20 protein-coding genes and 5 tRNA genes are annotated in these 22,238 nt (G+C 19.5%); 6 read left to right on the plus strand and 19 right to left on the minus strand.

Annotated features, from left to right (window positions below):
* Window positions 1–1,949 (plus strand): ATP-binding cassette domain-containing protein (locus Q8777_RS01490; RefSeq protein WP_318749443.1); only part of this gene is annotated, 1,949 nt, incomplete at its 5' end.
* A gap of 17 nt (window positions 1,950–1,966) precedes the next feature.
* Window positions 1,967–3,928: an excinuclease ABC subunit UvrB gene (uvrB, locus tag Q8777_RS01495; RefSeq protein WP_318676146.1), complete on the plus strand. Its 1,962-nt coding sequence runs from the start codon at window positions 1,967–1,969 to the stop codon at window positions 3,926–3,928.
* Between the two features lie 299 nt (window positions 3,929–4,227).
* Here uvrB and Q8777_RS01500 read toward each other — a convergent pair.
* From Q8777_RS01500 to Q8777_RS01515, 4 genes are all read right to left on the minus strand, one after another.
* A tRNA-Trp gene (locus tag Q8777_RS01500) sits at window positions 4,228–4,302 on the minus strand.
* A gap of 15 nt (window positions 4,303–4,317) precedes the next feature.
* Window positions 4,318–4,402: transfer RNA gene (locus Q8777_RS01505), tRNA-Leu, on the minus strand.
* A 38-nt stretch (window positions 4,403–4,440) separates the two neighbouring features.
* Window positions 4,441–4,515: transfer RNA gene (locus Q8777_RS01510), tRNA-Gln, on the minus strand.
* A gap of 27 nt (window positions 4,516–4,542) precedes the next feature.
* Window positions 4,543–4,618 (minus strand) — tRNA-His (locus Q8777_RS01515).
* Between the two features lie 343 nt (window positions 4,619–4,961).
* Between Q8777_RS01515 and Q8777_RS01520 the strand changes: the two genes are divergently transcribed.
* Window positions 4,962–5,387: an Hsp20 family protein gene (locus Q8777_RS01520; protein ID WP_318676147.1), complete on the plus strand. Its 426-nt coding sequence runs from the start codon at window positions 4,962–4,964 to the stop codon at window positions 5,385–5,387.
* A gap of 54 nt (window positions 5,388–5,441) precedes the next feature.
* Here Q8777_RS01520 and Q8777_RS01525 read toward each other — a convergent pair whose 3' ends face one another.
* The gene (locus Q8777_RS01525; RefSeq protein ID WP_318676148.1) at window positions 5,442–6,101 is read right to left on the minus strand and encodes a hypothetical protein; all 660 of its coding nucleotides are present in this window, start codon (window positions 6,099–6,101) and stop codon (window positions 5,442–5,444) included.
* 426 nt (window positions 6,102–6,527) lie between these two features.
* On the opposite strand from Q8777_RS01525, the gene mscL reads away from it, so the two are divergent.
* Entirely contained in the window at window positions 6,528–6,974 is a 447-nt protein-coding gene (mscL, locus tag Q8777_RS01530; protein WP_318676149.1) for a large conductance mechanosensitive channel protein MscL, read from the plus strand.
* A gap of 159 nt (window positions 6,975–7,133) precedes the next feature.
* Here mscL and Q8777_RS01535 read toward each other — a convergent pair whose 3' ends face one another.
* The 7 genes from Q8777_RS01535 to Q8777_RS01565 form a co-directional block, all read right to left on the minus strand.
* On the minus strand, window positions 7,134–8,024 hold the full coding sequence (locus Q8777_RS01535) for a DegV family protein (RefSeq protein ID WP_318749354.1): 891 nt from the start codon (window positions 8,022–8,024) through the stop codon (window positions 7,134–7,136).
* Window positions 8,025–8,066: 42 nt separating this feature from the next.
* Complete coding sequence (locus tag Q8777_RS01540) at window positions 8,067–8,846, minus strand: DNA integrity scanning protein DisA nucleotide-binding domain protein (protein ID WP_318676151.1); 780 nt, start codon at window positions 8,844–8,846, stop codon at window positions 8,067–8,069.
* Window positions 8,847–8,903: 57 nt separating this feature from the next.
* Complete coding sequence (mgtA, locus tag Q8777_RS01545) at window positions 8,904–11,558, minus strand: magnesium-translocating P-type ATPase (protein WP_318676152.1); 2,655 nt, start codon at window positions 11,556–11,558, stop codon at window positions 8,904–8,906.
* Between the two features lie 57 nt (window positions 11,559–11,615).
* Entirely contained in the window at window positions 11,616–12,218 is a 603-nt protein-coding gene (gene rpsD / locus Q8777_RS01550; RefSeq protein WP_318676153.1) for a 30S ribosomal protein S4, read from the minus strand.
* Between the two features lie 822 nt (window positions 12,219–13,040).
* Window positions 13,041–13,949, minus strand: coding sequence for a CCA tRNA nucleotidyltransferase (locus Q8777_RS01555; protein ID WP_318749444.1), 909 nt, complete (start codon window positions 13,947–13,949; stop codon window positions 13,041–13,043).
* The gene (locus Q8777_RS01560; RefSeq protein ID WP_318749445.1) at window positions 13,936–14,214 is read right to left on the minus strand and encodes a DegV family protein; all 279 of its coding nucleotides are present in this window, start codon (window positions 14,212–14,214) and stop codon (window positions 13,936–13,938) included. The genes Q8777_RS01555 and Q8777_RS01560 overlap by 14 nt, the downstream gene beginning before the upstream one ends.
* Window positions 14,215–15,025: 811 nt before the next feature.
* On the minus strand, window positions 15,026–15,607 hold the full coding sequence (locus Q8777_RS01565) for a S26 family signal peptidase (RefSeq protein WP_318676155.1): 582 nt from the start codon (window positions 15,605–15,607) through the stop codon (window positions 15,026–15,028).
* 642 nt (window positions 15,608–16,249) lie between these two features.
* On the opposite strand from Q8777_RS01565, the gene Q8777_RS01570 reads away from it, so the two are divergent.
* Both Q8777_RS01570 and plsY read left to right on the plus strand, forming a co-directional pair.
* Window positions 16,250–16,918, plus strand: coding sequence for a hypothetical protein (locus tag Q8777_RS01570; protein ID WP_318676157.1), 669 nt, complete (start codon window positions 16,250–16,252; stop codon window positions 16,916–16,918).
* A gap of 96 nt (window positions 16,919–17,014) precedes the next feature.
* Complete coding sequence (gene plsY, locus Q8777_RS01575) at window positions 17,015–17,641, plus strand: glycerol-3-phosphate 1-O-acyltransferase PlsY (protein ID WP_318676158.1); 627 nt, start codon at window positions 17,015–17,017, stop codon at window positions 17,639–17,641.
* Window positions 17,642–17,751: 110 nt separating this feature from the next.
* Here plsY and Q8777_RS01580 read toward each other — a convergent pair.
* The 7 genes from Q8777_RS01580 to der form a co-directional block, all read right to left on the minus strand.
* Window positions 17,752–17,825: transfer RNA gene (locus Q8777_RS01580), tRNA-Cys, on the minus strand.
* A 37-nt stretch (window positions 17,826–17,862) separates the two neighbouring features.
* Complete coding sequence (locus Q8777_RS01585; RefSeq protein ID WP_318749353.1) at window positions 17,863–19,146, minus strand: Xaa-Pro aminopeptidase; 1,284 nt, start codon at window positions 19,144–19,146, stop codon at window positions 17,863–17,865.
* 4 nt (window positions 19,147–19,150) lie between these two features.
* Window positions 19,151–19,300, minus strand: a complete 150-nt coding sequence (gene rpmG / locus Q8777_RS01590; protein WP_318676160.1) for a 50S ribosomal protein L33 — start codon at window positions 19,298–19,300, stop codon at window positions 19,151–19,153.
* A 63-nt stretch (window positions 19,301–19,363) separates the two neighbouring features.
* Entirely contained in the window at window positions 19,364–19,561 is a 198-nt protein-coding gene (locus Q8777_RS01595) for a hypothetical protein (protein WP_318676161.1), read from the minus strand.
* Between the two features lie 62 nt (window positions 19,562–19,623).
* Complete coding sequence (locus tag Q8777_RS01600; protein WP_318676162.1) at window positions 19,624–19,926, minus strand: HU family DNA-binding protein; 303 nt, start codon at window positions 19,924–19,926, stop codon at window positions 19,624–19,626.
* 178 nt (window positions 19,927–20,104) lie between these two features.
* Entirely contained in the window at window positions 20,105–21,091 is a 987-nt protein-coding gene (locus tag Q8777_RS01605; RefSeq protein WP_318676163.1) for an NAD(P)H-dependent glycerol-3-phosphate dehydrogenase, read from the minus strand.
* On the minus strand, window positions 21,088–22,238 hold a 1,151-nt coding region (gene der / locus Q8777_RS01610), incomplete at its 5' end, for a ribosome biogenesis GTPase Der (protein WP_318749446.1). The genes Q8777_RS01605 and der, both read right to left, overlap by 4 nt.

Genomic DNA, 22,238 nt, shown 5'->3' on the forward strand with positions numbered 1-22,238 from the left:
TAATTCTTGATAAAAATAAATCTATTTATGAAGGTGGTATTTTACCTTTTCAACAAAACAACAAAGAAAAGAATATCAGAAATTATTTAGATAATCTTCTTAACCATCATAATATTAATATCTATCAACCTTTAAAAGAAATGGATAATTCTTTGATTCATATTTTGTTGTATGGTTCAAAAATTAATTTAAATAATGATTCATCACAAATTATAAAAGGAATTATTCCGATTTTAGAATATTATCAATTAAATTTTTCTGATTACGAAAATATCCAAAAATGGTTAAAGAAATTTAAATCAAATGTTTTATGTTCTCATTGTTCTGGTTCTCGTCTAAATAATAATTCTTTATCATATAAAATTAACAACAAAAATATTTATGAGTTAAATTTATTAACTGTTTATGAATTATTAAATTTTTTTGAAAAAATTGAATTAACCGAAATGGAAAAAAAAATTATTACTCTCCCTTTAGACGAAATTATTAAACGATTAACACTTTTAAAAAAATTAGATTTAGAATATCTAACATTAAATCAGAATTTATCAACTTTATCAGGTGGAGAAACACAAAGAATTTTCTTAGTTAATCAAATTGGTTCTAAGTTAACAGGTGTTATTTATATCTTAGATGAACCTTCAATTGGTTTACACCCTTATAATAATCAAAAAATGATTGAAGTTTTTCATCAATTAGTTAATTTAGGGAATACTTTATTAGTTATAGAACATGATCCCGAAATTATTTTAGCTGCTGATTATATTATTGATTTAGGACCTGGCAGCGGTAAAGAAGGGGGTAAAATTATTGGTCAAGGTTTAATTAGTGATATTTTAAATAATAAACATAGTTTAACAGGTAATTATTTAAAAAAAAATTATTTCCGGGATAATCAAAATAATCTTTATATAAAAAAAAAAATATCACCTGGAGAAATAATTGAAATTCGTAACGCTTGTGTTAATAATTTAAAAAATATTGATATTGATATTCCATTAGGATTATTTACTGTAATTACTGGTGTATCAGGATCAGGAAAGTCAACTTTAATTAATGATGTTTTATATCAAGGATTAAAAAAAATTAAAAATAATACTAATTTTAATAATAAAAAAAATAAAGTTTTATTAAAAAGTAGAAATGTTTTACAAAATATTATTTATATTCAAAAATCAGATTTAAAACAAAATAAAAAAACAAACTTAATTAATTATATTGAACTTTTAAATCCAATTAGAAATTTATTTTTGAATTTACCAGAAGCTAAAGCAAGAGGTTATAATAAAAATCGTTTTTCTTCTAGTTCTATAATTGGTCGTTGTCATGGTTGTCATGGTGAAGGAGTTAAGAAAATTTTTATGCCTTTTTTATCTAATCTTTTAATATCTTGCGAACAATGTAAAGGAAAAAGATTTAATTCAGAAACTTTAGAGATAAAATATAAAGAAAAAAATATTTCTGATATTTATGATATGACAATTTCCGAAGCATCTCTTTTTTTCAATAATCATAATAAAATAAAAATTATTTTAAAATTATTGGAAAAAATTGGTTTAAATTATTTAAATTTAGGATATAAATTAAATAATTTATCAGAAGGAGAAATGCAAAGATTATTTTTAGTAAAACAAATTCAAAAAAATTTAAAATCTAATAATATCTATATATTTGATGAACCAAGCAAAGGATTACATTCTTTTGAAATTGAAAAATTAAATAAATTAATCGAAACTCTTATTAAAAAACAAAATACAGTAATTATTATTGAACATAATATCGATATAATCCAAAATGCTGATTATATAATAGATTTAGGGCCAAAAGGCGGAAAAAATGGAGGTTATATTGTTGCAAAAGGTAATTTGGAACAAATTATCAAAACACAAGATAGTTATACTGGTCAATATTTGAAAAAAAGACAAATGTTTAAAAATATAAAAAAATAATAAATGAAGTAAAAAAAATGAAATTTAAATTAAAATCTTTATATAAACCAAGCGGTGATCAACCACAAGCCATTTCTAATTTATTAAATAATTTTAAAAAAGGTCACAAAGAACAAATCATTTTAGGAGCAACTGGAACTGGAAAAACTTTTACTATAGCAAATATTATTAATAAATTAAATAAAAAAACATTGATTATCGCTCATAATAAAACTTTAGCAGGTCAATTATTTAATGAGTTGAAAGAAATGTTTCCTGATAATAAGGTAGAATATTTTATTTCTTATTATGATTATTATCAACCAGAAGCTTATATTATTTCTCGTGATATTTATATTGAAAAAGAAAAATCTATCAATGAAGAAATAGTAAAATTACGTCAAAAAGCGATTAATTCTTTGATTAATAATGATGATGTTATTGTTGTTTCATCTGTTTCTTGTATTTTTGGGGTTGGTGATATTGAAGATTACAAAAATTCTATTTTATTTTTAAAAAAAAACCAATTTTATCCAATGACAAAATTATTTAAAAAATTAATCGAAATCCAATATAAAAGAGATGATTTTAATTTAAAAAGCGGAATATTTCGTGTTCATGGTAATATTTTAGATTTAGTAAATTCAACTTTCCAAAGAGAAGCGATTCGTTTAATTTTTGTAGATGATAAAATTGAAGAAATTAAAATTTTTAATATTTTAGATGGTCTTATAATAAAAGAATTAGAAGAAGTAATTATTTTTCCTTCTACAATTTATGCTACTAATCGTTTAAAATTAAAAGAAAGCATTAAAAGAATTAACGAAGAATTAAAAGAACGAATAAATTATTTTAAATCAAGAAATCAATTTCTAGAAGCACAAAAAATTGAAATGAAAACAAGATATGATATCGAAATGTTATCAGAATTAGGATATTGTAACGGAATTGAAAATTATTCACGTCATCTTTCTCTAAAAGAAAAAGACGAACCACCTACTACTTTAATTGATTATTTTGGTTCAGATTTTTTAATTATTATTGATGAATCACATTTAACTGTACCACAAATAAAAGGAATGTTTTTGGGAGATAAAGAACGTAAAAAAAAATTAATTGAATACGGATTTCGTTTGCCTAGTGCTTTAGATAATAGACCATTAAAGTTTAATGAATTTAATCAAAAAAAAGATAAAATAATTTATCTTTCTGCAACACCTGGACCTTATGAATTAGGAAAGAAAATTCCTATTGTAGAACAAATTATCAGACCAACTTTTATTTTAGAACCTCAAATTGAAGTAAGATCTTCCAAAAATAAGATGGAAGATTTATATTTTGAAATAAAAAAGAGGCAAGAAAAAAAAGAAAGAGTTTTAGTAACTACTCTTACAATTGATTTTTGTGAAGAATTAAGTTCTTATTTAAAAGAATTAGGTATTAAAACAACTTTTTTACATAGTAAAATCAATTCCTTGAGTCGATTACAAATTTTACGAGATTTAAGAATGAATGTCTATGATTGTTTGATTGGCGTTAATTTATTAAGAGAAGGGTTAGATTTGCCAGAAGTGTCTCTTATTATTATTTTAGATGCTGATAAAACTGGTTTTTTAAGAAACGAAAGTAGTTTAATTCAAATTATTGGAAGATCTGCTCGTCATGTTGAAGGAAAAGTTATTATGTATGCGGATAAAATTACTTTATCAATGAAAAGAGCAATTTCAGAAACAAATCGACGCCGCATTATTCAAGAACAATATAATAAAAAATATAATATCCAACCAAAATCTATTTCTAAAAAAATTGATTTTAATAATTTTAACAAACAAAATAAAAAAAATAGTTCATTTTATAAAATTGATTTATCAAAAAATATTACAAAAAAAAGTTTAACAAAATTTAAAAAATTAATGAAAGAAGCTGCACAAAAATTAGATTTTGATAAAGCTATTTTTTATAGAGATTTAATTCATAAATTTAATAATAACAAAAAATAATTTTCAAATTTCAAACAAAGTTTCAGATTATTAAATTTTATCTTGTTAAATCATCAAAAAAATAATAAAAATAAAAAATAAAGTCAAATTGTTTATTAATAAACAATTTGACTTTTATAATTATTTCTTTTTTAATAAAACTATTATTTTTTAAATTATTTTTATTTTTTAACTTTTTATTTTATATTTCAATTAAAATAAAAAGTTAAATACATTAATAATTTTCTAATATAAAAAAAAGTTATTTAAAAAAATTTTTTTTGTGAAACATATTTTTTTTATTTTTTTAATTATTTATATGGCAGGGATATCAGGATTCGAACCCGAACAAGCGGTTTTGGAGACCGTTATGCTGCCGTTAACATCATATCCCTTTTTTTCTAAAAAAATGGTACAGATGACAGGACTCGAACCTGCATACTTAAAAGTGCTAGATCCTAAGTCTAGTGCGTCTACCAATTTCGCCACATCTGCTTATATATTCATTTTAAAAATAAATTAATTATAAAATTTGGCAGGCCCAGCTGGATTCGAACCAACGAATCACGGAGTCAAAGTCCGTTGCCTTGCCGCTTGGCTATGGGCCTTAACTAACAAAAAAATATACTTAAAAATGGGGCGGTTGATGGGGATCGAACCCACGCATAACGGCGCCACAAGCCGCGGCGTTAACCACTTCGCCACAACCGCCATCTTATATTAAAAAAAATATAAAAATTAAATAAAACATATTATTATACATTTTATTATACATTATTTTTTAAATCATTTGAGTTTTATTTTTGAAAATTACAAAAAATATTGTATATTTCTATAATTAAAAAAATAAAAAAATATTGATTTCAAAATTATAAAATGATATAATCAATAGTGTGATATTTTTTGTTATTTAACAAATTTGAATTTATTAAATAACAATTAAAAGATATATTAAAATAAAATTGAATAAGATTAAAAATTTTTTAAAATAATATTAAAAAGAATTATTTATTAACTGTTTTGATATTTGACAAAAAAAGGAGTTGGTTTTTTAATGTCTGTTATTAGTTTAATTAATAAAAATCCTGATTTATTAGAAAATTTATTTGAAAATTTAAGAAGTACTTCTTTTTCAAATGATGATTACTTTGTTATGAAAACAGATATAAAAGAATATAAAGATCATTATGTTTTAATAAGTGAAGTTCCTGGTTTTAAAAAAGAAGAAATTAAAGTGTTTTTAGAAAATGGTTATTTAGTTTTAGAAGCTCATCCTCATGAAAAAGAGGAAGAAAAAGAAAATGAATTTAATTACTTGAGAAAAGAAAGAATTAAAGGTGTTATTAGACGTAGTTTTAATTTAGGCGAAAATTTTAACATGCAAGATATTCAAGGTAGTATAGAAAATGGTTTATTAATTATAAAAATTAATAAAAAACAAGAAGAGGTTAAACAAAAAGAATATTTAGAATTAAAATAATTAACAAAAATTAAAAAACAAATAACATTATGTTATTTGTTTTTTTTAATCTTTTTAATTTAATCTTTTATTTTCTTCTTTTTTTTGAAATAAAAGTGTTTTTATAAAAACTAAGTCTTTTTCTTTAACATATAAGATATTTTTAGAATGATCATAATAAGAATTTTTATTTTTATACATTAGTTTATTTAATATATGTAATTGAACATTTTCTAAATCAGAAATTTTTTCAAATATTTTTTTTAAACTTTTAGGCATTTGTTTCTTAATAACTTTATCAATGTAATCAAGATTTATTTTCTCTTCGTTTATATTTTTATCTTCTTGTTTTTCTGAAAAAGATTCTGTTTTTTGATTTGATTTATTTTTGTTTTTTATTTTTTCTATTTCTTTTTCTAAAAAAATAATTTGTTGTTCTAGTTTATGTTTTTCCAAGTAATTTTTTTGTTCTATAGAAAATATTTTGTTTTCTAATTTCATTTGATTAATTTTTTGATCCATTTCTAAACGAAGTATATTTTGTTGATTTATTTGATTTTTATTTTCTTTATGATGTGATTCTAACATCTTTAATTCAATCAAACTTAAATCACTCCTATTTAAAGTTGGGTTATTAGTTATAGAAATTTTACTATCATCAAAAGAACATTTATCTTTATTGTTTTTATTTTTTTTATTTGAAGAAAATATAAAATTTAAGTTAAATTTTAACATAGAATAAAAAAATTCTAATACTTTAATAATACAGTAAATAGTAGGGCCGAAAAATAATACAAAAACTAAAAAAAATAAAAAAATTGCCCATATTGGATAGTTAACTTCAAAAATTTCCAAATGAATAATCTCCAATTTCTTTTTTTTATAAATAAACATGAATAATCTAAATTTTTATTATTTTTATACATTTATTATTTATAATGAATTACATTATTATAAAAAAATAAAAAAGGTTAACTAAATATATTATAACATATAAAAAACATATAAAAATATTATAAAAAAAAAAAATTATAAATAAATTTTATTAATTATTTCAAAATTTTTATTTTAAATTTATTTATTAATATTAAAATTTGAATATTTAAAATTTATAATTATTAAATTTTTTAAAAAAAAAAAGAAAGTTGTTGATATTAAGAAATGAATATAGATAAAATAAAAAAATTTCAAACTGGATTTAGGCAATTTATAAGCAAAGGAGATGTTGTTAAACTTGCAATAGCTTTTATAATGAGCCAACTGTTTACAAAAATAGTGAATTCATTATCTGTAGATATTATTATGCCACCTATAAATTTACTATTGAATAGTAAATATTCTATAAAAGATTGGAAATGGAATTTAAATGAAAAAATTTCAATTAATTATGGAAATTTTATTGAAAATGTATTTGAATTTTTTTTAGTATCAATATGTATATATACATTTGTAATATCTTTTTATCAAAAATTGATTAAAAAAAGTTATGAAGAAGAAAATAAAAAAAATAAATTACAATCAGATAATAATAAAAAAATAGAAGAATTAGAAAAAGAAAAAATAATTATACTTCAAGAAATTAGAGAAATTTTATCAAAAAAACATTAGAAAATGAAAAAATAAATAACAATTATTTTATTTTCAAAAAAATTATAAATTAATATCAATTTTAAAGATATTCAAACTCAAACTATTACTATTTTTATAAATATTTCAAAATTTAATTTTTGAAATATTTTTTCTTTATATCAAAAAAAAGTTTAAATTTTAAAATTCATTTAAATAAAAACCAAATCCTTCAGAACCTAAATGAATAGCAATTATACTCGAAATAGAACCATAAATGGAAACATTAATATCAAAATCTTGCAATTTTTCGATTTCTTTTTTTAAATCTTTAACAATTTTATCATTTGATACATAAATTAATTTTACTTCAATTGGTTTATTGCAATTTTTTTTAAAATTTAAAATACTTTTAATTAAATAAAGAAAACAATTTTTTTGACTTCTAATATTTTTTTCGATTGTTATTATTCCTTGATGAAATTTTAAAATAGGTTTTATTTTTAATAAATTGCCTATAAAAAATTTTAATTTACTAATTCTTTTATTTATTTTTAATTGTTTTAAATCTTCTAAAGAAAAATAAAACATACCTTTCTTTTGATCTTTGATAGCTTTATTAAAAATATCATAATAATCTAAATCAGTGTTGCAAATATATTTATAAATTTTATTTAAAGTAAAAAAAATTCCAGGTCCAATACTTTCTGTATCAATAACAGTAATATTGGAATTATCTAATATTTCTTTTGCTTTACAAGCGCTATTAAAAGTACCGCTTAAATTTTTAGATATTGTTAAACAAACTACATGTTTATAACCTAGTTCCAATTGTTTCTTGAAAGCCTTAACAAATGATTGGGGATTTGGTTGACTTGTAGTAATTTTTTTACCTTTTTTAAAAGAATCTAAAAAAAAATTGTTATCTTTTTTTTCTAAAAATTCTTCTCCATCTAAAGAAATAGTTAGAGGAACAATATAAACATTAGGAATATAATCAATATTTAAATTATCTCCAATACTAGAATCAACAACAAAAGCTAATTTTTTTTCTTTTTTTATGTTTATATTAGATTTCATATTTTTAAACACTTATATATCTCTTTCTTATATATTTACTAAAAAAATATTATATTATAATATGAAAGTTTCTAAATATTCTTTAATTTGTTCAGCATCTTCAATTTTCAATAAAATACCTTCTAAGGCGATAGAAATATTTCCTGTTTCTTCAGAAACAACAATTGTCATACTATCTGTAATTTCACTGATTCCTAAAGCTGCAAGATGTCTAGAACCTCCTGATTGATTTTTTTTAAAATTTTGTTTTTCTGATAACATAAAATAAGCACCAGCAGATAAAATTCTATTTCCTCTAATGATAACTGCTCCATCATGTAACGGAGTATTAGGAATAAAAATATTTAGCAATAATTCTTTGGAAACATTACCATCAATTAAAATTGATTTTTGAGCATATTGTTGCAAAGAATTATATTTTTCTAATGTAATCAAAGCTCCTATTTTTTTTTTAGACATTTCTAAAACAGATTCTAAAATTTGTCGATGAGTATTACTACTTCCAACAATAAATTGTTTATTTTTACGCAAAAAATTAAAATTTTGCAAACGATATCTTAAATATGGAGCTTTTATAATGAATGGAAGTAATAAGAAAAAATTCATTAAACAAGAACGAATATCAAAATCTACTAGATTTAACTTTTTTATCAAAGAGAAAGGAAAAATTTCTTTAATTTCTTGCCAAAATTTAAATAAAAAAAATATTAATACAAAATAAAATAAAATTTTAAAAAATTCATACTTACTAAAAAAAATCAATAAAGAAACATAAATTAAAAAAAACATTAAAACAAATAATAATAATATTTGAATAAATTGAACAATTTGCATTAAATCTAAAAAACACCTTTTAAATTTATTTATAATTATAAATAAAATAAAAATAATTTAAAATAATTTTTTCTTTTTTGAAATAAAAAACTTTTTTGCGATACTAATAGTAGAAATATATAAAACTAAAAGTATAAAAAAAATTAAAAAATATTGATATTCTAAAAAAGGATTATTTCCAAATTTTAGAAATTTTTTCATAAATTCTATAAAAGGCAATGACAAGGAAAAAATACCATTTAAAATCAAAAAAAGTAATAAATTAAAAGATATCTTATTATCTTTTATAATATTTTCTGTTCTTAAAATAAAAATATTTATAATTTGAGTCCAAATGGAAAAAATAAACCACTTAATTTGAAAATCTCTTGCTTCCATCCCTTTTTTATAAATTAAATAAAAAAACAACATATCAAAGAGAAAAGAAATAAAACCAAACAAAAACATAAAATCAGTAATGTTCTTTAATTTCCAAGTACTAGGTTTTTGTAAGTATTTTTCATCTACATTATCAAAAGGAATAACTAAACAAGAAATATCATAAATTAAATTTAAAAATAATATTTGAATAGGTAAAAAAGGTAAAAAAGGCAAGAAATATAATGTTACCAAAATACTAAAAACATTACCAAAATTAGAGGCCAAAGTTAAATTAATGTATTTTAACATATTGATATAAGTTTTTCGTCCTTCAATTATACCATTTTGAATGACTTTTAAATCTTCTTTTAAGAAAAGAATATCGGCAGTTTCTTTTGCTATATCAACACTAGAATCAACAGCAATTGCAAAATTAGCAGATTTCATAGCAGGAGTATCATTGATACCATCACCTATGTAACCAACAATGTTACCTTTTTTTCTGAATAAAGAAACAATTCTTTCTTTTTGGTTAGGGTTCAATTTAGCAAAAATATTAATTTGAAGAGCTTTTTGATACAAATGATGATCAGTCATTTTATCTATTTCTGTTCCCAATAAACATTCTTTACTATTACATAAATTAATCTTGGAAGCAATAAATTTCGATAAAATAGGATTATCACCTGTTAACATTTTGACATTAACGTTATATTTTTTTAAGAGAGAAATTGCTTGACTGGAACTTTTTTTAGGATAATCTAAAAAAGTAAGAAAACCTATCATAATCATTTTATTTTTAATATTTAAATTATCATTATCATTAATATTATCTATTTTTTTATAAGCAAGACCAATAACACGAAATCCTTGCTCATTGTAATATTCAGTTATTTTTAAAATTTTTTTCTTATCAATTGGGATTTTTTTTTCATTAAATAAGAAATCATCATTTTCTGGAAGAATATAGTAATCGCAGATTTCTAATATTTCTTCAATAGAGCCTTGTGTAATTATTATAAAACTTTTATTTTTTTTATTTTCTAAAAAAACACTTAATTTTCGATCTCTAAAATTAAATGGAGTTTCATTTATTTTGTTAAATTTTTTTTCCAAAAATTCTAATTTAGTTTTCTCTTTTATTTTATTTTGGCTTTCTTGAATAATTGCAAATTTAATAGAATTTTGTATACTTGATTGAAAATAATTGTTATAAAAAGCATATTCTAAAACTATAAAATTTTTTTTATTCTCTAAATCTAAATAATTTTCAACATGAATTTTATCTTCTGTTAAAGTTCCTGTTTTATCTGAAAATAAAATATTCATGAAACCAAAATCTTGCATTGAATATAAATTTTTAACAATAACATTTTTTTTCGATAAAGAATAAATTCCAGTTAAGAAAGAAGTAGTAACAATTAAAGGAAGCATTTCAGGTGTTATTCCTAAAGTCATTGTTAAAGCAAAAAGAAAGGATTCTAAAAGATTAAAACAAGATGGATTTTTTATAAAAGAAATGAAACAAATTAAGGGAAAAATAAAAAAAATACATAAAGTTAAAATTTTACTAATAGAACTAATTTTTTTTTCTAAATTAGAAGTTGGCTTTTTTTTAATAAGAATTTTATTAATTTTACCTAGATAAGTTTCATCACCAATTGCAATTACAATTCCTTTAGCGTATCCAGAAATAACATTAGTTCCCATAAAAACAATTTTTTTATCTTCTAGAATATTTTTATAATTTTCTAAAGATAAAGCATCTTTTTTGACAGGTTCACTTTCTCCTGTTAAAGCTGTTTCTTTTACAAAAAAATCATTACTTTCAAAAATTTTAATATCCGCTGGAATAATATTTCCTACTGATAAAAAAACAATATCTCCGACAACAATTTCGCTGAGAGGGATTTCTAAAATGCAAGATTTTCTTTTAACAATGGTTTTTATTTGTATTTTTTTTTGTAACTTTTCTGATACTTTGGAAAATTTTAAAATTTGAGTAAGATTTATAATACTAGAAATAAATAAAAAAAAACTTATAAAATAAATAGTAGAATATTCAATATTTTCTTTTTCTTGGGAAATATAAATATTGAATAAATAAAAAAAAATTATAAATAATAAAATAAGGTTAAAAGGACTAAATATAATAGAAACTAATTCAAGTAATAGAAACTTTTTTCTTTTTTCTAAAACATTTTCACCATAAATGGCTCGTCTATTTTCTACCTCTTCAAAAGATAAACCATCAAAACTTGTCTTGAAATCTTTTAAATTTTCATTTATATTTTTATTACTAATTTCTTCGATAGATAAAGAACATAATAAATTTTTTTTATTTTTTTTCATATTTTTATTTTTATATTTTTTGATTAATTTTTTAATTTTAAAATAAAAAAAATATTTTTATTTATTATAAAATTCAACAATTAATTGTTCATTAATATCTGTTAAAAATTCATTTCTATTTGGATATCTTATATATCTACCAGTTAAAGTTTTCTTATCTAAAGAAATATATTCTATATTATTGTTTTTTTTATCTGTCAAAGAAGTTTGAATAATAGATAAATTTTTAGATTTTTCTTTAATAGAAATTTTTTGACCTGGTTTTAAACAATAAGAACAAATATCTACTTTCTTGTCATCTACTAAAATATGACCGTGAGAAATTAATTGTTTTGCTTGTGCTCTTGTTTTAGCTAAATTCAAACGATAAACAATATTATCCAATCGAGATTCTAATAAAATAAGAAACTTTTCTCCTTGAATTCCTTTAAGTTTTGAGGAATTATAAAAAAATCTTTTTAATTGTTTTTCTGAAATTCCATAAAAAAAACGAACTTTTTGCTTTTCTTTTAGTTGAATATCATAATCGCTTGATTTATTTCTTTTCTTTTTAGATTTATAAATATTATTATTCATTTTTATCAATTCTTTACCTGTTTCAGATAAAGAAAAGTTAAGACGACGTGAAATTTTCCAACTTGGATTTTTGTAACGTGACATTTTTTTAAATATAAAACTCCTTCTTTTGATTTTTATGTGATTCAACTTAATAGACTTAATAAAATAAATGAATTTTAATGAATTTCAATTTCATTATTTTATTAACTAATATAATACTTTTAAATAGTAGCAAATTTGGTCTTTTTATATTAAAATTAAATTATTAAAAAAATACTTTCATTATCAATAATATTTATTATTATACCATTTTTTTATGTTATAAAAAACAAAAATCATATTAAATTTAATTGTTATAAAAATATATAATTAAGTATTGAAATAAAATTTTCAAAATTCAAAATTAAAATTTTTTTATTATTTTCAAATTGTCAACATTACAATATTTTGTTTTTATATAATAATTTTTTCAATTTATTTTTTATAAAAAAGATTCTTTCGCAAATTAATAAAAAAAGATAACGAAAGAAAAAAAATTAAAAAAGAAGAAAAAATAAATGATTTAATTTTTTTAAAAGACAAAAAAATATAAAATTATGAAATTAAATCTTCTAACGTTATCAACCTCTTTTTGTTCAATTAATTCATAAGTATTAATATATATTCTAATCCCCCCTTAAAAAAAGAAGATTTATTTCAAGAGAAAGAACTGATTGTTTTAATATAAACTTTTTTAGATAGATATTCAGATTTGATATATAATTTTATTGTTTATTCTAAAGATAGTATTAAAAATCGGTATTAAAGTTTGATTATGAAAATAAAAAAATATAAAATTTCTTTTTTGTTAATTAATAAATAAAAAATAATTGACAATATTTTAAAATATACTTTATCTTAAAATTATTAATTTTAATAAAAAAATTATTTTATTAATAATGGATATAAAATAATTCTATATAAATAAAAAATTTTTTTAAATCTATTTTTTTCTCTTTTGCTAAAATAAAAATATTTAGTTATTTTTGGATTAAAAATAAAAAATAAATCTAAAAACATATCAGGATTTATTTTTTTTATTTTTTGTTTAATTATAAAAATAATAACTTTTTGAAAATCTTTAATGAAAAAAAGTGCATTAGTGGTTTTTAAAGAAAGAAAAGCTTTTCGGAAGAATTTTTGTTTTGTTATTTTTTTTAATTCTTTTAATATTTCTTGAGGATGAATTTTTTCTAACAAAAAAATTTTTGATAAAAGTGCTTTTTTTGTTTCTTTTTCTATTTTAAAATTAGTTTTGGATTGTAAAACAAAAATTCTCATTATTCTTAGTGCATCTTCTTCTAATTTTTTATAAGGATTACCAATTGTTCTTATTTGTTTTTTTTTTAAATCAGAAAAACCACCTACATAATCTAAAATTTGAAATTTTTCGTTTAATAAAAATCCATTAATAGTGAAATCACGTCTTTTTAAATCTTCACGAATATCTGAAATAAATTCTACATAATCAGGAGTTCTATAATTTGAATAAAATTTTTCTTTTCTGTAAGTAGTTACTTCAAATTTTTCTTTTTCAAAAATAATTTGAAAAGTTCCATATTTTATATTTTTTTTTTTGCAAATAAAAAATTTTTTCATTTCTTTATAATGGCCATTTGTTGTTATATCGATATCATTAGGTTCAATATTTAAAAATATATCTCTTATCGCACCACCCACAATATAAGATTCAAAACCATTTTTTTTCATTTCTTCTAGTAACATTTTTCCTTTTATTAATAAATTATTTTTTGTTATTTTAAAATTATGACTCCTATCCCTAAAAATTATCACCAATATGTGTTTCTATTGCGGGCGAAGAAGAAAGAATTTCTAAAATATCGTTTAATTTAAATTCTTTTTGTAATAACAGTTTTAATCTTTTTGTTAAATCAGAATTTCCAGTTGTAAGTATATGAATTAAAATTTTTTTATTTTTTATATAATTTGGTATTTTTTTAATTATATAACAAAATGATTTTTCTATAGTTAGTTTTTTATTAATCAAAATGATTTCTCCTTTATGATCTACTTGTAAAATAGTTTTTATTTTAAACAATATAACTATAAAAACTTTGATTTTATTTAAAAAGACCGTTATTAATTAATTGATTTAAAGAATTTACCATAAAAAAATAGTTTTATTTTTTTAAAAAATCTAATTCTTGGATAACTTCTTTTATAGATTTATTTTGTTCAAAAAGATATTGCGTTTTCAAAGCAACAAAACCTTCATAAAAAAACAAATAGTTTTTGGTATCATAAGTAATAACTTGAATAATATCGCTTACTTTTTTTTAGCTTGTTCGATTGAATTATAACTACACTACCACTTAATTTTAGAGAAAGAGTTAAAATAAAAATTTTTTTATAACATTTTTCAGCTAAATTACAAAAGTACAAAATGATTTCTCTCCAAAGAAAGTTGAGATGTTTTAATAACTAAATCATTTTTTTACTTAGTTTTTTATAAAAAGTACTTTCTTTTATAGTTTCGCCATCTGAATATATTTTTTTATTTATATAAATTTTTGTTCTAATTAAATCAATATTTTGAAATTGATATGGATAATAATCTCCTCAACAAATACTAAGTTGAAGTGATGGCCACTTTAATTTTATTTTTTGCGTCAATAAGAATCATTTATGTATCCTTTAAAAAATTTAAAATTATTTTTTATATAAAATTATTTGAATTATATCACGATATATTTATATAAAAAAAATCTATTTTTATTAAATATAGATGAATAATATAAAAAAATTTATTTTAAAAGAATTTTTATTTAATTAAATTTATTTTAATTTTTAATTAAGCTATTTTATTTTTAACAATTAAAAAAAATAATTTTTTTTATAACTACCAAAAATTAAATTTTTTTTCTTAAATTTTTAATTTCTAAAAAAATAGGAGATTTAATCAATGATATTAATAATAAAGCAATTAACAAAAATCCTAAAATATAGAAAAATTTTTTTTGAGAAAAATTATAAACAAATTTATACATGATATTTTCATAACTTATTTTTTTTTCAAAATCTAAGATATGTTCATTATTAATTCCTTTAGTTGTAACTTCTCTTTTAGATAAATTATTATTTTGTACTTCATGTACTACTAAAGGTACTTTTTTTAATATTTCATTGGTTTGGTATTCTTCATCAATATAAAACATTATAATGTCACCATTTTGTAAATTAGCGCAGTCATTATAATTTATTTTTTTTACAATAATAAAAGAATTTTCTTTGATAATAGGTTCCATACTGTCACTTGGAACATGATAAATATTAAAAAGAAATAAATTATAAGTATATTTAGGATAAAAATAATGCAAAATATTTAAAATAATTATGTATAAAAAAATAATTACAATAATGTTATAAATAAAATAATTAAAGAAAAAAAAACAAAAATTTTTAAAAAATATTATTACTTTGTGATAGATCATTTATAATACTCTTTTATAACCTCTTGTTAATATAAAATATTAAAATTTTTTTAATATGTTCTAAAATATCCAAGTAATTTTTTCATATTTTAAAAATAAATAATATTTTTTTATTTTTAAAATTAAAAAATATAAAAACAATTAAACATTTTTTTATTTATAATAAATTTTTTTGTTACATATTAATTTTGTTATTTTAAATTTACATATTTTTATTTTTATAATTTTATTTTATAGTATAAAAATAAAAAAAATTATAATATCGTTCCCATTATAACCTATAATATTTTTTTATCACAAATAATAATTAATTTTTAAAACATTTTTTCTTAAAAAGTAAATAAATAAACATTAATAAATATTAATGTTTATTTTAAAATGAGATTTTTTAAAATTAAAAAGTTATTAAATAATTTTATTAATTTTTTATGTAAAAAAAAAGAGACATTTTTTAAATAATTTAATTAAATCTTTTATATTTAATAAAACTAAAATTTTAATAAAAGAATAATTTATTATATTTTACAATATAAATTATTATTTTTTTACAATAAAAAATAATTAAAAATAAATATATAATAACTTTGTAAATATATTTTTTTTAAATTCAATTAACAAAATATTAAGAAAATAAAATAATTTATGAATATTCAAAAAAATAAATATAATTTAAGAAAAATAGTTTTAGGAAGTATATTAATATCTTTAGCTTTAGTTTTATCACAAATAAATAATTTATTTATTAAAAATATAAGTTTTATCAAAATGCCATTATCTCAAGTTCCTTTTTGGGCTTTTTGGTATTTGCCAATTATTATTATATGTGTTTTTTTTTCTTTTAATTATTCTTTATTCTTTGTATCTATTTATATAATTATTTTTTCATATTTTTATTCATTACCAAATTATATTAAAGTAATTAGTTTATTCAAAGATAAAAAAATGAATATTGAAACTAGATTTTATTTTATTTTTATTATGGAATTATTCGGAACATTTTTTCCTTTATTTTCTTATCTTTTTTTATCTTTATTTAAGTTTTCTTTTTTTCAAAAAAAATTTAAAAAAATATTATTTTGTTTTATCTTAATTATTTTAATTCAAAGTATATCTAGAACCAGGGTTGGTTGGATATGGATTAATTTTTATGGTTCCAAATTACAAACTAATTCAAATATAATAAAATTTTTATTTGTTTTTATTTTTAATATTATTCCTGTTTTTATTTCCAATTTAATTAATTTTATTTTATTATTTTTTATTAAGTCGAGAATAGTAGAAATTTATAATTTTAATTATTCAGAAAAATAATCTAATTTTTCAAAATTTATAAAATAAAAAAAATAATGAAAATAATATTTCTATTTATTTGCAAATATAATAAACAAAAAAGGTAAAAAATTTCAAATGGTTGACTTTATATTAATATTAATCAAAATATTATTTTTTTATTTTATAGGATCTATTCCAACATCTTTAATAATAGGAAAAAAATTTTTGAATAAAGATTTAAGATTATTAGGTTCAAAAAATATGGGCGCTTCTAATGCGGTGAGGGTTTTAGGAAAAAAATATGGTTTAATAGTTTTTGTTTTAGATTTTTTAAAAGGTTTTTTGCTTTTTTTTTTCCAAAATGAAAAATATTTTATTTATTTTGGGTTATTTACTGTTTTAGGGCATATGTTTTCTATTTTTAGTAAATTTAAAGGTGGAAAAGCTATCGCTACATCTGTTGGAATTATTACTATCATCGATCCTTTTATTGGTTTTTTAGGAATTATGTTTTTTCTTATTTTTGTAAGAATATCGGGATATTCTTCTTTATCTTCTCTTTTATCAACTTCCTTGGTTAATTTTTTTTTATGGTTTAAATGGTTTTTTTTAAAAAATAAAATTAATAATATTATCAATTTAGAAAATCTCTTTATTATTCTTTTTATTACTATTTTAATTTTCATAAAACATTATAATAATATAATTAATTTAATCCATGGGAGAGAAAATAAGTTTAAATTTAAATCTAAAAATAAATAAACATTATTGAAATATTTTTTATTTTTAAAAAAATTAATATAAAAAATATTTTCAAAAAAAGTTATTTTCAATGACAATAATCTTTCTTTTTTGAAAATATTTTTTAATAATGGAGGCCCTGGATGGATTTGAACCATCGATCCAGCTTTTGCAGAGCCATGCCTTACCACTTGGCTACAGGGCCTAATTTGAAAAATAAACTAAATTTTCTTATTTTTTGTTTATATAATACCCCTTACTAAATCTTCGATATCTTTTATTTCTTTTGGAATATCTTTTGATAAAATTATATTTTGATTGTTTTTAATTAAAATATCATCTTCGATTCGTATTCCTAAATTGAATTCTTCAAAATATAAACCAGGTTCTACAGTTATAACACTATTTTCTAAAATGGGTTCGGAAATACTTCCAGTATCATGAACTTCTAGACCTAAATAATGAGATATCCCATGATAAAAATATTTTTCGATAGATTCGTTTTCTTTAAGTAAATTATTTTTTATCAAACCATCTTTTAAAAGATTTTTACCATATGAATTTATTTCGGCAAAAGTACATCCTGGTTTAATCCAATCAATAATTTTCTTATTAGCTTCCAAAACTAAATTATAAATAATTTTTTGAAATGAATTGAATTTACCACTAACAGGAAAACAACGAGAAATATCAGAAGAGTAATTATTATATCTAACTCCTAAATCTAATAAGACAACATCATCATATTTAATTACATCTTTTTGTTTTTTATAATGTAAAATAACTGCATTTTTACCAGAAGCAACAATTGTCTTAAAAGAAGGAGAAAGACAACGATTGGATAAAAAATAATTATAAAAAGATGTAATTTGATATTCATAAATTCCTGGTTTTAAAATTTTTACTATTTCTCTTAAAGCGATTTCATTAATATGAATAGCTTTTTTTATGAAAATAATTTCTTCTTCTTTTTTAATAGTTCTCATTTGAGATAAAAAACTAGAAATATTCTTAATATTAATGTAAGGGTAATTATCATTTATCCAACGAGCTTTTATCAAAGATAAATTGTTTGGATTTAAATGAGGAATTAAAAAATCTAAATAAATATTTTTAATAAAATCTATATTATCTCTCTTAAAATTATTCATTAAATTAATTAAAAAAGAATTCAAACAATTTATATCTAAACAATTTTCTAAAGGAATACAACTTAATTTTGAAGCTTCTTCTAATGTTAAACTAATACCATTATATTTTTGTTCTACTGAATTAATTTTTTTCAAAAATAAAAAGGATTTTGTTCTTTCTTGAACATCTTTAATCATTAATAAAGCAGCATTATTTTCTGATATTCCTGTTAAATAATAAAAATTTTTTTCTGATTCAAAATCAGCATCAGAATCAAGTGTAAAATTTTTATTATTAGAAAATAATATGGCAATACTTTGCTTTTTTAATTTGGAAAGCAATAAAGAACGATTTTGTTCATAAAAAGAAGATATCAAAATTAAAAATTCCTCCAAAAAATTATTTTTTCTCTATATGTAAAGTATGTTTAAGTAAAAAAGGACAATATTTTTTAAATTCTAAACGTTTAGGATTTTTTTTTTTATTTTTATAGGTATGATAATTTTCTCTACCGCATTCTGTACAAATTAATTTTACTAAATCACTCATTTTTAAAAACCTTTTTTAAAAAATTTTATAAATAAAAAATATAATAATCTATAAATAATATCACTATTTTTTAGACACAAAAGGTTTAATATTTTCGTTTTCTAAATCATCAGGATAATTATAAAGAACTTCTCTTGATCTAGGAAATAAGACACAGATAAATCCTTTTTTTGTGTCAATACGAGTCACAACACCAATTTCTTTTTCGTATTTAACTTTTACTCTTTCTCCGATGATATAAGTTTCATTATGCCAAGTCATTTTATATAAATAACTTCCTTTTTTTAATATAATAAAATTTAATATAATAAAAAATAATCTTTTCACCCATTAAATAAATCCATAAATTTTTTACCTATTTTAAATACAGGGACATCTTTTGCCGGAATGGTTAAAACTTTATCACTTTTTGGAACTTTACAAATTCTTTCTTTTCTATGTTTTAAATGAACAGCTCCTAGATCACCAACAATAACTTTGTTCATTTTTACTTGAGGATCTGATTCTTTTTTATTTTTTAAGTTTTTAATTATAATTTTATTTAAAGAAGCAAAAAAATTTTCTACTTGATCTTTTTTCACTCCCAAATCTTCTGATAATTTATTTATTAATTCTAATTTATTCATTTTATATTCTCCTAATTATTACTTTATCTTTTTTTAATTTTCTTAGTAAATTCATTCAAAACTTATAAAAACATTTCAAATTCTAAGATATTCTAACACAAAAAAATATTATTAATACAAAATATTAAAAAAATATAACATATATTTATATGTTTTTTTATTTTTTAATTATTTTATTTTATTCAATTTGTTCAAAAATATGTTTTAAAAGAAATTTAATTGATTTTTTTTGAAAAATAACTTGATAAGCATTTTCAATAATAGGTAATTTTATTTTATTTTGAATTGCTAAATTATAAAAGACTTTCAAATTGTGAATGCCTTCAATTGTTTGTTTTGAATTTTTAAGAATATTTGTGATAGATTCTCCTAGGTTAATTTTTTGGCCAAATTGATAATTACGAGATTTTTTATTAAAAGAGGTAACAATTAAATCTCCAACACCTGAAAGACTTAAAACAGTTTTTTCAGAAGTAGAAGAAAATAAATTTAAAATAAGTTTCATTTCCTTTAACCCTAAAGTAATAAAAGCAGATTTCGCATTATCACTAAAATTTTGGCTGTCTAAAATACCACTTACTAAAGATAAAGCATTTTTAAAAGATGAACAAATTTCTGCTCCTGTTATATCATTAGAAACAATAACTTTAAAATAATTCGGATTTGATAATAATTTGGAAATTTGCAAAGCAAAACTTTTTTGTAAGGAAATAACTTCAATAAAAGTAATTTTACGTATGATAACTTCTTCAGCATGGGAAGGACCAGAAATATAAGCATAATTTTGAATTTTATTCATATCTATTTCTTCTTTTAAAATTTGGGAAATAATTTTATTACTTTTATATTCTATACCTTTAGAAGTGTTAATAAAATTTTTAGGAAAATCAATAATTAAATTAATTTGTTTTAATAAAGATCTCATATTTTGGGTTGGAATAGATAAAAAAATAAAATTTGAAAAAGATAAAGCTTGTTTTAAATTGTCAGTAGCTTTTATATTTATAGGTAACAAAATATCTAAAAAAGGATGTTTTCTATCGTTTATTTTTTTTATTTTTTCTGTATCATTATCATAAATTAATACTTCATTTTTGTTATCTGTTAAAACCTGTGATAAAGCCAATCCCCAAGACCCTCCACCTATGATAGTTACTTTTTTCATAAATAAATTTCTTTCTTTTTAAATTTTATTTTTAAAGGAATTCCTTTTAATTCTAAATTTAATCTTAATTGATTTTTTAAAAATCTTTCATAAGAAAAATGAATAAAAAGCGGATTATTTACTAAACATAAAAATTCAGGTGGTTGAACCATTGTTTGTTTTAAATAGTAAAATTTAGCTTTCCCTTTATTAAAAAAAGAAGGAGGATTAATTTGAATTGCTTCATTCAAAATATCATTTAAAAGAGAAGCTGAAAATTTTCGATTATAATTTGCAAAAACTTCTTTTAAAACTAGGAATAAAGTATGAATTCTATTTCTAGTTTTAGCAGATAAAAAAACTATAGGAGCATATTTTAAAAATTTAAATTCTTTTTTTAAAATAGATTCAAATTTTTTTATATCTTTTTCATCTGCGTCGATCAAATCCCATTTATTATAAATAATAATACAAGGTTTAGCATAATTGAAAATAATAGCCGCAATATTTCTATCTTGATCAACAATTTCTTGGGTCGAATCTAGTAAAAAACAAACAATATCACAACTTTCAATAGCATTTAAAGTTCTTAAAAAACTATATTTATCTTTTTTTTCTGTAATGCTTCCTCTTTTTTTTAATCCTGCGGTATCTATTATACGATAGTTTTGGTTATCTTTTTCAAAAAAAGTATCAACAACATCAGTTGTTGTTCCTGGAATATTAGAAACAATCATTCTCTCTTTAAATAGTAAAGCATTGGTTAAAGTAGACTTACCTACGTTTGGGCGCCCCACTAAACAAAATTTTAAATCTTTTGTTTTTTCTTTTATTTTTTTGTTTTCTGAAGGATAATAAGAAATAATTTTATCTAATAAATTACCTATACCTATTCCATGTTTGGTACTGATGCTAATAATATTATTAAAACCTAATGAATAAAAATCATAAATATTTTCTTGTAATTGAATATTATCTATTTTATTGACCGCAATAATAACATTTTTTTTTTTTTTATGTATATTTTTTGCGATTTCAAATTCTTCTTGAACTAATCTAGTTTGACCATCAACAACCCAGACTATTAAATGACATTCATCAATAGCTGTTTCTACTTGATATTTGATTTGTTGAGCAAATGGAATATCTTCAAAATGAATACCTCCAG

Origin of the sequence: Candidatus Phytoplasma stylosanthis (genome assembly GCF_032886435.1) — a bacterium.
Taxonomy (GTDB): domain Bacteria; phylum Bacillota_I; class Bacilli_A; order Acholeplasmatales; family Acholeplasmataceae; genus Phytoplasma; species Phytoplasma stylosanthis.

Coding starts and splice junctions, on each gene's coding strand:
- rpsD (WP_318676153.1), bottom strand. CDS start 12,218: ATGTCACGTTACAAAAATCCAAGTTGGAAAATTTCACGTCGTCTTAAC.
- Q8777_RS01595 (WP_318676161.1), bottom strand. CDS start 19,561: ATGACTTGGCATAATGAAACTTATATCATCGGAGAAAGAGTAAAAGTT.
- Q8777_RS01565 (WP_318676155.1), bottom strand. CDS start 15,607: ATGATCTATCACAAAGTAATAATATTTTTTAAAAATTTTTGTTTTTTT.
- Q8777_RS01525 (WP_318676148.1), bottom strand. CDS start 6,101: ATGTTAAAATTTAACTTAAATTTTATATTTTCTTCAAATAAAAAAAAT.
- Q8777_RS01570 (WP_318676157.1), top strand. CDS start 16,250: ATGAATATTCAAAAAAATAAATATAATTTAAGAAAAATAGTTTTAGGA.
- uvrB (WP_318676146.1), top strand. CDS start 1,967: ATGAAATTTAAATTAAAATCTTTATATAAACCAAGCGGTGATCAACCA.
- mgtA (WP_318676152.1), bottom strand. CDS start 11,558: ATGAAAAAAAATAAAAAAAATTTATTATGTTCTTTATCTATCGAAGAA.
- plsY (WP_318676158.1), top strand. CDS start 17,015: ATGGTTGACTTTATATTAATATTAATCAAAATATTATTTTTTTATTTT.
- Q8777_RS01600 (WP_318676162.1), bottom strand. CDS start 19,926: ATGAATAAATTAGAATTAATAAATAAATTATCAGAAGATTTGGGAGTG.
- mscL (WP_318676149.1), top strand. CDS start 6,528: ATGAATATAGATAAAATAAAAAAATTTCAAACTGGATTTAGGCAATTT.
- Q8777_RS01520 (WP_318676147.1), top strand. CDS start 4,962: ATGTCTGTTATTAGTTTAATTAATAAAAATCCTGATTTATTAGAAAAT.
- rpmG (WP_318676160.1), bottom strand. CDS start 19,300: ATGAGTGATTTAGTAAAATTAATTTGTACAGAATGCGGTAGAGAAAAT.
- Q8777_RS01605 (WP_318676163.1), bottom strand. CDS start 21,091: ATGAAAAAAGTAACTATCATAGGTGGAGGGTCTTGGGGATTGGCTTTA.
- Q8777_RS01540 (WP_318676151.1), bottom strand. CDS start 8,846: ATGCAAATTGTTCAATTTATTCAAATATTATTATTATTTGTTTTAATG.